Origin of the sequence: Chitinophaga sp. 30R24, assembly GCF_049056765.1 — a bacterium.
Classification (GTDB): domain Bacteria; phylum Bacteroidota; class Bacteroidia; order Chitinophagales; family Chitinophagaceae; genus Chitinophaga.
The window spans coordinates 17,887-30,419 of sequence record NZ_JBJGXX010000021.1 but is presented as its reverse complement, the minus strand read 5'-3'; the positions used below and the strand labels follow the sequence as shown (position 1 = coordinate 30,419).

The following is a 12,533-nucleotide window of genomic DNA, read 5'->3' as shown; positions in this document are numbered from 1 at the left end:
CCATGTTCCAAGATATACTCTAACTATTGCATGTACGCCTGTTGCAATTTCAAAGTCTTCATTCTTATAAATATCAATCCTAAATTCACCTGCAACGCGCGGATATTCATAACGAAAAAGAGTAGATCCAAAATCATTTATCTTATCACAATCATAACCATCTGCTACCGGAAGCGCCGCCGGCAAACCTACTTTACAAACATCCTTACAATATCCTTTAGTCTCTCTTACCAGCTCATAATAATGTTCCTTCAGCTTCAAATATAATTGCAGATACAACTGCCACTCCCGGTCCACAATCCTGCAATCTGCGTTGGGCACACACGCAGACCATTGCACCAATCCATCTTCACTTACAGTAGTATTCGTGGTAGCGTTAGGGTTAGCACAATAAAGCAGATAATCCACATAAGCAGATAATCCTTTAATCGGCATCCGGTTGTCTTTCATACCCATCACATGATAGGAAAAACCTTCCAGGTCCGTTCTGAATGAATTATAGAAATCTTTGCCAGCTCCATTCGATGCAAAGAACGGGTCGGCTGCCAGCAACCAGGTGTTATTGGTGCTGCTGTATTGCAAACCGCCCAATACAGCCGGTAAATCCCCAGCACTGGTATATATCTCTTCTAACCGCTGGTCCCAGGCTTTATAGCTGCTAACCGACTGGCAGAATTGCCAACCACAATATTCCGGATGATAAGGGATAAACAGCTCCGTCCACTCACTTCGCCAATACCCTACCAACTGTGCAAGGGTAAAGCTGGCACTGTTGGGGGATAGTACGGTACCGTCTTCCAACTCAAATTTATTGGATTCATACACCGTACTGCCTGGCACCGCCACCGGAAAAACCTTTCTCCATTGCCAGTATAAAATATTGATCTCCGTCTCCTGTGGCTTGCCGGCATCATCGAACAAAGCATATTGCCCTCCCGGTTTAACATCCAGCATCAGCTGCTGCTTCAGCTTATCGCAAGGGGAGCCTAAACAGCTAGACCGTAAGGCCTGGCAATTGCTAGATAAAATATCATACAACCCTTGGGCCCAGGCTTCTATCGTTGCTGTATTTGTAGCCACGTCTACTCCATTAAATGCAATGCGTGCCACCAGGGCGGCCACAAAGTCGGCTTTCTCCCCTAAGGTTTGCTTGCAGGTAATACATTCTGAAAAACACCCCGAGAAATCTTCTTTCTTCAACTGCGCGATCACAAAATCAAATTGGGTCCTTAGGTTCGTATTCTTCTTTATGAAGTCGTCTGTATAAGCATCAATCACCCTGGTGTTTAAGGCCAACTCAATTGTAACATAATATTCTCCTACCTTATTCACCGGTATGGTTACCAGCTGACTATAATTACCCGTAACGCTGCAATCAGAAAAAGCACTGCCTACCTGCGTATTGTTAACGCTGGCCAAAGTGTTATTACAATCGTCACTCACTTTGATCTTCAGATCATAATAACAATTACTGCATATGGTAACATTATTCTGCTCATATCTTTTAATCAGATAGGGTAAGCTTACCTCCAGCGAGTCGGTAATATTGGGAACGCTGGCCAGATAAGTAGCAGTGGCCGTAAGCTTTAGCGTTTGCTGGTCAAATACAAAACGGTCTGGCTGTAACAAGGTAACATGGCTATGCACCGGCGCCGGTCTTGAAGACAGGGCCAATAGCGAGGTATCCGGATTAGTGCCCGTTAAGGCCGTAGCTACTGTTTTACCTTCATCGTTAACATACGAAATACTAACTTCTCCATTGGGATCTACTACCATATTCTTCAGGTAGTGGTCTGCATAACCCGCGTCGTTACCAAAAATACGATCCAGCTCCCATTGTGCAGGCTTACCATAATAGTAACGCGTAGCATGGTTATCAGCCGGCACCTGGTCTGGTTGCAATACCGGACCTACCCCGCTTTTCATACTTATACGACCTGTATTATCTGCCGTATAGGTAGTAATTGCCAGCGGAAGACCATCGGCGTCAGGAATATATTTGCGGAAGGGATCTGTGAGGATATCATTATTGGAGGAATAGTACCTGGCAGTACCGCTGCTGCTGTCCAATAGGTCTGGACGGCCAATACAGCTGCCCGTTTCGTCCTTTACAATATTACGCCAGGAATAAGCCTGCCCCTGGGCATTTAAATTTACATCTTTATAAAACTGCAGTGTAGGTGAATTTAATGGCGCCGGCAATATATTGCCCACTACACGGCCATAGACATCATACACGTTTTCCTGTACCACGGCCTTCTGATCGGAGTTATTGACTGTAACGCTTTGCCGGTTCCTTAAAGTACCATCAAAAAAATTAATCACTTCTTTGCGGTTGCCATCCTCGGTATACACAGCGTTATATTGCCAGTTTAACCCCGGCTCAAACCACTTTACACCCTCCGTTGCACCTATTACACCCGGCACTATGTTCCCGTTTACCTTCGCCTGGTATATCCACGGACCTTCCTTGCGGTAATCGCCACTTTCATCTACAGTACGTATCCTGATCAGCAGATACTCGTGCTCCTGTATCATCGGCACTTCGTAACTATTAACATGAACCGTAACACGGCTGGAATTATTACGGAACATAGGAGCCAGCATGCTGGCCATTACATTAGATCCTGCGGTTTGTAATGTTGTTCCGTTATCTGAATCTTCATCAATAAAAGTCCACTCCAGGTCATATTGCTGCGCGCCGGTGATAGCATCCCAGCTAATCGGCAATTTATCTAACACAACGCCTGTAATAGCGCCACCATCCCGCTGCATCACGCCTTTACCTTTTGCAGATGTTAGCATAGGCATCAGCGTTTGGTCGCCGGTAGGCAGGTAGTCCCTGTTCACCACCACAGTGGCATTCAAATAAAAAATAGGCGGCAGCTTTCCCAGTTCCTTACTACTAATGTCGTTGACAGTAATCTTTACCTTGTACGCATTTTTAAAACTATACGATGCAAACGCCTGGTAAATTGCACCGGTGGCTGTATCATATTTTATTTCCAACGGTACGTGCTCAATAATAATGGGCTGGTCTTGACCAGGACCACTCCAATACGCTACTTTAAGATCTGCCTTGCAAGAGAAAGATGAGGGTAACTTGAACAGAGTATCTGTGCGAAGCCCAAAAGTGATCACGTTTTGAACACCATAATTACGGATAGCATTCCAGTTATAGGATGGGTTTTCAAACTTCTCATCTTTTACCAGGAGCGTATCTCCTTTCTTAATTGCACCTTGCAGCTGCTGCTGATAAGGCTCAATGGCGGCATGGGCAGTTACGGCATGCAGCAATAGCAGCATTAACGCGCATACAGTTGCTCTAAGGTATCCAGGGTATAGAAACATCTTCTAAACAATATTAAGTGGGTTAACCTAAAAAGAGGTGATTAGTTGATAATCGTGATAAGCTGCCGCCGGTTGGCAGTGGGGCAATACACCCTCCACATACCGGTGTTGTTTAAACAGCTGCTCATCTACTTCCCCTTCTTTCCAATCTTTCATAACAAATCTTAGTTCCTTATCTTTTTCAGGATTCAATGGGTCTTGCAAATCAGTTAACCGCATGTATAATTCATGTACTTCTCCGGTAGAGAAATTTAATTTATAACGGTATTGTTTACACGAAATATGATTATCACATACAAATGAGATAATGGAATCAGTATTTTCTTTAGTAGTAACAATCTTATAGTTTTCCTGTTCCCATATGTGTATCAGTGAGTCGTTAGGTAACTGGAAAGGCACTTCTATCTTCCTGGCATGGCTTACCAGGATTTTTTTAGCCGCATGGTTAATGACGATGTACATATTTTTTAAGGCAATCATCTCTCCCTCATTTACCCGGTAATAGCACTCCTCATTATTGCGGCAATAGCGAAAATCCTGACGGCCCGTAGCTGCACTGTCCGAAGGGTCGGTTGCATACAACGTACCGCTTATTAACATTCTTTTACTGGCTGTTGCTTTGGTAAAAACGCCAAATAAACGACCCAGCAGCTCCTTTTCTGTACGGCTAAACGTTTGCTGCGCTATTACCGGCTCTGCATCCGCTTTAAATTCAATCTTCTTCAAAGGCTGGTTGATAGCGTATGCAATAGCTCCTATGGCCACTACCAGTAACGGAACTATTATTCTTAACAACAAAGCATATTTTCTCATGGTATAGGATCTTCTTTGTTATTTAATTAATTTTTTTAAATACAGATCTTGTTTCTTTAATCGTCATAATGCCTCTATCTGTTTCCTTCTTCACCCTTATCAAGGCGCCCTCATCGTCATATTCATAGAAGGTGGCGAAATTATTCTCATCCATGGTCGCCATCAAACGCAAGGTCTTATCGTCATAGGCATGGGTTTGAATATTGGCATCAAACGGAAAAATGCGGATATCATCAATCAGGATATTGGAAGCGGAAGGGATATATAGCTGGAGCCTTTTGTCGTTTTCAGCTAACGTAATCGTTCCTTCTATCTTCTTCCATCCTTCCACTACTGCGGTTACAGACCAGTTCAACAATACACCGTTCGCCTGTATATTCAGGGAGGGTTTACTATCTCCCGGCGTACCATCTTTCACCCAGGCAGAAAAAACATATGTTTTATTGGGTGATGGCTGAAACCCTTGATCATACAAGCCATAGGTAAGCCGTTGCACATACCTGCCCAAATTATCAACAGCCGTATATTGTCCGTAACCAGGCTGCTGTTGCAGATTATGCGCAGTAGCCGTAAGCGTAATGGGACTTGTTAGTTTAAGTGAATAGTTACCGGAATGGGCATCTGTTGTATTTAGCCTTGAAACATAACTATCGCCGATGGCAGCTGCAATGCTAAAACTGTCTTTCCGGCAAATATTTGTTACAGTCCAGGCATTATTAAATCTGTAATCCTCGAAGCCATCATAAAAGACTTCACGCTTCATGGCATTGCCTGCCACTGCTGTAGCAACGGCGCCATTATATCCAAAAAGAACACTGGAGTATCGCTGCAGGGCATCCTTATTCTCCTGTTCCTGGCCATATTTATCATAGGAGGTAACATATCTGCTGGTTACCCACTGCGTATTATTAGCTGCTGCATCCCAGCCTCCACTGATGGTATTAAAATACCAGTAAGGTTGATACCCTTTCAAATAACCACTATTGCGAAGGTTTAAACCGGCGCCTTTATCGGCAAATATCTGCTGATCGCTACGGTTAGTTAACAGCGCCTTTTCCTGAGACACCCGCCAGTTACCCAGCATACCAGCCAGGTAAGGGTTAAATACCGCAGTAGCCGGTACGCTGTCACACACCATTAAAGGACTGCACACATTAGCCTGTGAGCCATTACAACTATATCTTGACTGTTCTATAACACCTCTTTGATCCAATATCAACAAATTATAAAGGGCTCCGGGAGTTAACAGGTTAATGGTACTAAAAATAGTAATGGCTGGTATATTCGCCTCTGGCATAGTACTTAATTGTTGCGGAGTAGCCCGGTAAATCTCTACGCCCACACTAGCCACACTACCGCCGTTATTCATTGCATCTATCTGTAAAGTATGACGGCCAACAGAGAGCGTTACAGGAAGCACGTGCCAGTAAGCAAAATGATCTGGATCAGCAGAGGACCCGGTGGCATCTATAAGCACTCCATCAATATAAATACGGCCAATATTATCTACTCCATAACCTAGGGAATAACTACCGGAACTGGATACCTGTACACAGGTTTCAATACGCATCCATTTATCCGTTGGCCCATAAATATCTCTATCATTCAGCCATACCCCGCAATTATTCAAACGGCCACACGAACCCTTGTTATCGCTAACAGCTACTTCACTCCTCCGAGCGCTAAGACCGGATTTCACACTATCAAAAGCTACAGCACTGGAGCGGTATAGCATATGCATTGTGATTGGCAAGCAATCGCCTCCCCAGAAATCCGATTTCTTGATCGTATTCGGTTTATACTGGAATCCGTACATACCATAGCCTCTATCTACAGGGCCAGTAACTAAATTCAGCGTATTATTAGAACTTTTTACCGGCAACAGATAACACTGCTTGCCATCAGGAGAAAGCACATAGCCTTCCGGACAGTCGCAACGCCTGGCGCTCCCTTCCTCTTCAGCCTGACAATCGCAACGCTTGGCACCCCATTCCTCTTCAAACAATTGCACACTGGCATTAATAACCCTATATGCAGAAGCGTCTCCATTTTTAAATACGTTTAAACTGTTCCCGGCCACAGGATTGCTCAAACACAATACAGTTGCTGTACCATTACTGGTTTGATTACGATAACCAGAACGCACTACCTTAATATTGCCGGTAAAATTCTGTACAAGTCCGCCGCCATCATTAATCAACCGGAAACTTTTAACGTTACTAACTGGCGTATTAATTACCCATAAACGCTGACCATTATTTAAGTTCAACAACTCATCACCTGGCGCTAATAAAGAAGTAGCACTGCCTGTTATTACGCCCGAAGCATTCGTCTTAAAATTATTGATGACCGTATTTACATTCTTATATGCACCAGCCATACCGGTATATTTCCAATATGCAGGTAGCGTTACGCTATATACAGGGTCGTTGAATACATTGGTAGTACTGGTAACTACAGGTGTGCCGGTATAACGGTCAAATACCAAGTTAGTAGCCGTGCTGCTAGATCCGTTGATCATCTTTACCACACGATCCACTATGCCGGTCTGTAATATCGTTTTAACAGTGGATGCAGACCGGAACAAACGGTAACTGTCATTGCTCTTTGCAGGCCAGTGAGGTACTGGAAGTGTAATAAACGTCAGCGGGATTACATCAAGGCCTATCTGTATAGTATTACCGAAGTCCTTCGATTCTTGTTCCCGCATATCTGTTACCAATTCAATCTCTCTTCCTATTACCTCAGCAGCACGGATGTTTCCTTTCTCATCAATCGTGCTCACGGTATTATTTAATTTCATCTTACCGGCATCCAGCACATCAGATTTATAATAATAGCTGGTAGAAGATATTTCTGCCCCGCTCCGGTTAAACACTCTTTCTGCCTTGGGCTTACCATGCATATCATTTAAGTTGATTAAATATCCCTGCGACATGATCAACTCATATACCTGCGTTCCACCCACAAAATTGGCCCAACCCTTCGGGCCATTCTGCGTTACATCCGGCCTTCCCTGCGTTTCCACGATCACCGGATAATCTTTGGCTGTATAAAATTCATGCTGCAACCAACCAGTAAGATTGAGGGCATCTGCATTACCACTATCGTCCAATGCCCGCTCAATAACGTTCCGGTAACCGATCTGCGGAGCAGGAAACACCGACTCGCCAAATGGCTCTTCCAGATAAAAGAAATTAGTGAGCGTACCTTTAGACAACTGGCTATAAGGCACTGGCATCCGCATAGGATTTTCATCTGCCCCTACATATGGCTCATAACTCGCCACACCACTACTGATAGTCTTTCCGTTTTCATCCATAGTGTACTCATATTGCTGACCATAAGCTGCCGAAGTAACATTTGCATGGGTCATCGTCTTCCATTCATCTGTCATCATGATCCGTTTTACCCTTGCAGGCCCGCCAATCTTATGGCCATCTGCTTTTACCATCCGGACAAAACTTTTCTTTAAATTAACGGCGCCAGCAAAATGCTTTTTCATTGCCCGCTCATTAAAATTCACTTTCAGTTCTGAAAGGTTCTTAACCGCATTTAACAATGCATTCAGGGCAGATACCACATCACTTCTTCCACTGATCCGGTTCTTATATCCCGGATAAGCATACATAGGATAATCTATACGCATGCGCTGCCATGCAGCCATGGCAAACGGATTGGCCGTTACTCCATCAGCCACATCTTTAAAGATGAGATTATAGGTACCGTCCTTATTATTTCTTATCTTGGAGATCTCAGCATAGGCCGGTACAAGATCAAAATATTCATCTGACCGGGAGCTGGGCTGATCCGATAGGTTTACATATAAACGTGCATAAAAATCGTTTCTGCCGTTGAGATAATCCGTAACAAAATTGCGTAAAATCTCAACGTCATCATTTCCCCTCAATGGCCCGGGGGCTTTAACTTTAAACCCATGCGCAAGTGTAAGATCATTGGTTACAGTCCCAATACTATCAATAACCAAATCCTTAATATCCGTCATTTGCATCGCCTTCCTATCCTGCACATATGCATAATCTCCCGCCTCATAATCCACACTGATGGCTCCTCCTGTAGGCAAATAAATCTTGCTCAGGTTCCATTTCCTTGCATTACTGTTCGCAACTGCTGTATCCTGTATTACATAAGGGAATTCATCATTTCTCATCTCGCCCAAATTACCCCTGGCATTATCTGTTAAAGACTTAAAGTTTCCCCAACGGTCTGTTGACAAATAAGCATATTCCTCATTGCTGCCGTACTCAAACTTATAAGGATGAAACCTTCCTTTTTTGGAAGAAGCGTATTTAAAATAAACGCCTTTCAGTGTTAGCTTACCTTTCTGCGTGCTATTAGGCACATTGGGACAGAGGGAATAATCATAATCCAATACCACCGTTTTAATAGGTGTGCTCAAATCACTTTTAGAGTATAGTCTGATTTCCTTCAGACAGCGTTGTTGATTAGTGGCATCAATTGCACCACTAAGATCTTTAACGCCCAAAGCATCATCCCTGTCGACCGTAATAAAATAAGCGATCTTCGTTTTTGTTTCGATAGATTGCAGGTACCATATTTCTTTTTCCCCATATACCACACTACCCCGGTCATCATCATCATCTGCCTGCAAGGCACGGTTATATAAAGCCCTACCTGGTGATGTTGGCGTTCTCCAACGGTAATTTTTACGTAATTTGGAATAATTGAATTTAACGGCTGTACCTAAATCATCATCCGTGATGCCATCATTGGTAACGTCAACGTAATCCGGGCTTTGCAGGGCAGTAAGCAAATAAGAAGAAGCATAAGCCGACTGGTGGTCATGATGATAAAAAGAATCAATGGAATTATACCGTTTGATCCCATTACCTGATTTATCAAGATCCATCCGGATCAGGTTTTTTGTTTTAGCGCTATCATCCCTATAACTTTTATCGATAGCAAAACTATACTCATCTTGGCTAACACTATATACAGGCAAACCATATACGGCACGTTTACCATCTGGCTCTGTTACTGCGAAAGAAGAGATATGATGTGGCTTCCTGTAGCCGCTTTTCCTACCCAATTGCTGATCTGGTATTTGCCGGAAAGATTGGGGTTTAAATGTTGTATCCAATAGTGGATAAGAATTCAACAAAGCATTATTATTGTTAATGGCAGGCGCCATTTCGCCAGCGGTGAGATAACTGACAACTGTATTGCGCACTTGTCTGCCATCTTTCTTTAAGGCGCCGGCCGGCGTATATTTATTACCTTGTTTATCTTTTAATTGGGCGAAGGTGCCTTTCCAATTCAAGGGAACATTTACCAGGTTCTCTCCCTTTATTTTGTTCACAAACCCATTGTCATCCACATTCGTTTCTCCTACAACTTTAAAGTAAGCCTGTTCTTCCTCTGGCCTTGTGGTATCAGATTTATAATCTCCTACTTTCAGAAAATCATTGCCGTCAGTCCATTTACCAGAGGTATTAGTGATATCCTGATTATAAATAGTAACGCCACCGTGAAAAATTGCTCCACCGCCGTAGTCGCCGCCAAGGGAGGAATTACTGGATACATCTTCTGAATAGTTATCAAATACTACGGCCGCATTACCTCTCTGCAAACGGAACTGGCCTCCGCCGCCCTGGTTGCTGTAGGCAAATACATCGGGCGTAAGTACAGCTAAAGCCAGGTTAGGCAGATTAGGAATAACCGGGTTTTCCTTTTCCCGCATAAAATCCATTACCGCCAACTTCTGGCTGGTACCTTTATCTGCATATAAATAACCAAAGCCAAAGGCGGTATGTAAATTAGACAACACCTTTTGCCGGCTCATATAACCAGTTAAACCAACGCCTGCAAATCCAAGAAAAGCAGCAGGCCCCAGATCCAATGAGTATGAATGGCTCGTACTTTTATAACCAAAATTTATTTTAGGGCTAAATGGCGGTGTATTATAGGTATAAGTTACCTCGCTGGATGACGCCAGCTTTTCAAGCGCGAAAGTGCCTCCCAACGATAACTCCTTAAATCCCTGACGGCTATTATAACCCAGGTTAGCAGACACTCCTACTGATGCGGTAGCGTTGTATTGCTTAAGGAAATTAGCCTCCAAAGATAATCCGGATGTTACCGTTACTCCACTACTGGTGTTAGAGTTAGCCCCTACATTCAAATTCCCGGTAAGTAATCCTCCATTGCGGCCGCCGATGCTTAAACCCGCATTCACACCAAATTCTGCGCCTAATCCTGTATAGGTATCGCTAAAAATACCAATACTAACGGAACCGGATAAACGGGCAATATCTGTGCCTCCCAACTCACCTCGGATAGTACCTTTTACACCATAAGTCACCTTTTCTGCTGTGTTATGCTCCGTTACAACGGAATCTCCTTTAAAATCATCCGGCAGTCCGCGCAGCTGCCTGTTAATCGCTCCCACATTAAGGTTCCAGCCCAGACCTACCCAGCTGGCTTCATCATCCATCCCCACACCAGATGCATAATTTAAATTTACAGGGTAACCATCTACATCCAGTAAGGGAATGTTATATTTAAGCCCTCCACTAAACAAGTCTACCATATTACTGGTACTGGCTGGCTGAAATTGCGTATGCTCAGGCTGGGTGGGACCAGAGGTAAGCGCCCACGCACGTAATGGTATCAGGATATCTGTTGTCCATAGCAACAGGAAAAATGCTGCCAGTGACTTTTTTATATTTGTACGTTGTAAAATCATAACTTGAGGCTAAGAGAATCAGATTGTTGTAATAAATTTATCTGCAATGGAAAGGTTAAACGGGTAGCGGTAAACAACCAATCTTTATATACAAATGTTAGCTTACTGCCCTGTTCTAATGTACGGCGATCAAAAGTCACCAGGTAAACGATCCCTCCTACATTACCATTAGCAACACGTTGCGCCAACAAAGGGGGTAATGTGTCCTGGTCATAGATTAATTGAAATACCGTATCTAAGCCATAAGAAGCCATCTGATGACTGCCTTTCTGTATTAAATCAGCTTTGTCTGCAGAGGTGATATTCACTTCAAAGGACATTCCTTCCACTGTGCCGACATCAGGCTCATCACTCATTTTCCGCTCCCATCCGGCAGGGAGATACGAACAGGTTACTACAGTATTATTGATACGTTTTTCCTGTACCAAACCATTATCCTTATCATCATGTAGCTGCTGCAATTGCTTAGCCGGACTGTTCTGACACGACAACGCCAACAGTGCAAGGCTTATCCACCCATATCTATACTTCATCAGTTATCTTCTTTTTTATACAGGAATCTAAGTTGTTTCATACCGCCATCCGGCAGGCGTAAGGATAATTGGTAATAGTATCCATCCACAAAGGAGCTGTTCTCACTAATATCTATGATTACATGGTTATTACCATTTTGCAAACGCACATGAGGCAGTTTCTTAACTTTCTTTTCAGGATCAGTGATGCAGTTAATACTATAGTTGAGATTAACCGCTGCATAAACATTATATACTGCAAATCTTACCGCCCCTCTTGCCAGATAAAAATTACCTTTTACCAGATCCTCAATATCCCTGAAGCTTTCCGGTGTTACAGCAGCACTACTATCTGTACATTGTAACCGGAACGCCCACATTTCAGAGCTAGCCAACAATACATCCCCGCGATAAGCCGTTACCTGCCACACATATTCATTCCCTTCCGTTAATTCTTTAGCCGATGGCGGAAAAAACAACATGGGCATATTGATAAAAGACTGGTTAATAAGCGGCATGTTATATCTCAATGCTTCCGCCTTACTCTGACCGGTTTTAAGGTCAGTTAATATCAACCGGTACTGCATTCCTGGCAACGCGGGCAATAATGGTTGCCAAAAGAAAGTAGGCCGTTTATCGCATATACGATCTCCATCATTGGGAGAACTTAATATCAGTGGAGAAAAAGGTTGCAAGAAATAATTAAAACATTGTTGCCCTAATACAGCTCCGTTACTATGCCCATCATGGGCCGTTATTTCGTAGCAATACTCATAATCACCAGCCGCAAAATACCCCGATTGCCGGCACAGATCAGCTACCTTATTATTACCAAACTGTAAGGAGGCACCTGTCATTAATCCCGCAGGAAATGGGTTTACTCCGGGCAACAAATCAAAAGGTGGGGTTTTGATGACTACTACCTGTAATCCGGGCTGGGCTGCAACGGTAACTTTAAGGGATACACGTTGTTTAGAAGAAGATGGGTTACTCAGCCTCGCCATAAAAAGACCATCCAAAGTTCTACCCTGTACTTCCGGTACAAATACAACCGTTACCTGTGCCATGCAAAATACTGGCAGAAACAGCAAGCAAAAAAATATTCCGTAAATAAGTTGGCGCATAAACAA

Annotated in this window: 5 protein-coding genes; all 5 read right to left on the bottom strand. The window is 43.5% G+C overall.

What is annotated here, in order from left to right; genetic code table 11:
• The coding region (locus tag ACDQ55_RS21170) for a hypothetical protein (protein ID WP_420983640.1) at positions 1-3,351 on the bottom strand (3,351 nt) is incomplete at its 3' end.
• Between the two features lie 27 nt (positions 3,352-3,378).
• Positions 3,379-4,164 carry a hypothetical protein gene (locus ACDQ55_RS21165; protein WP_420983639.1) on the bottom strand — a complete coding sequence of 262 codons (786 nt, stop codon included), beginning with the start codon at positions 4,162-4,164 and terminating at the stop codon, positions 3,379-3,381.
• 22 nt (positions 4,165-4,186) lie between these two features.
• Complete coding sequence (locus ACDQ55_RS21160) at positions 4,187-10,891, bottom strand: hypothetical protein (RefSeq protein ID WP_420983638.1); 6,705 nt, start codon at positions 10,889-10,891, stop codon at positions 4,187-4,189.
• The gene (locus ACDQ55_RS21155) at positions 10,888-11,424 is read right to left on the bottom strand and encodes a hypothetical protein (RefSeq protein WP_420983637.1); all 537 of its coding nucleotides are present in this window, start codon (positions 11,422-11,424) and stop codon (positions 10,888-10,890) included. The genes ACDQ55_RS21160 and ACDQ55_RS21155 overlap by 4 nt, the downstream gene beginning before the upstream one ends.
• Positions 11,424-12,527, bottom strand: a complete 1,104-nt coding sequence (locus ACDQ55_RS21150; protein WP_420983636.1) for a hypothetical protein — start codon at positions 12,525-12,527, stop codon at positions 11,424-11,426. The genes ACDQ55_RS21155 and ACDQ55_RS21150 overlap by 1 nt, the downstream gene beginning before the upstream one ends.
• Positions 12,528-12,533 lie beyond the last annotated feature (6 nt).

What these genes read in the sequence shown, in the direction of transcription:
- ACDQ55_RS21165 (WP_420983639.1), bottom strand. Translation starts at nt 4,164, where the DNA reads ATGAGAAAATATGCTTTGTTGTTAAGAATAATAGTTCCGTTACTGGTA.
- ACDQ55_RS21160 (WP_420983638.1), bottom strand. Translation starts at nt 10,891, where the DNA reads ATGATTTTACAACGTACAAATATAAAAAAGTCACTGGCAGCATTTTTC.
- ACDQ55_RS21155 (WP_420983637.1), bottom strand. Translation starts at nt 11,424, where the DNA reads ATGAAGTATAGATATGGGTGGATAAGCCTTGCACTGTTGGCGTTGTCG.
- ACDQ55_RS21150 (WP_420983636.1), bottom strand. Translation starts at nt 12,527, where the DNA reads ATGCGCCAACTTATTTACGGAATATTTTTTTGCTTGCTGTTTCTGCCA.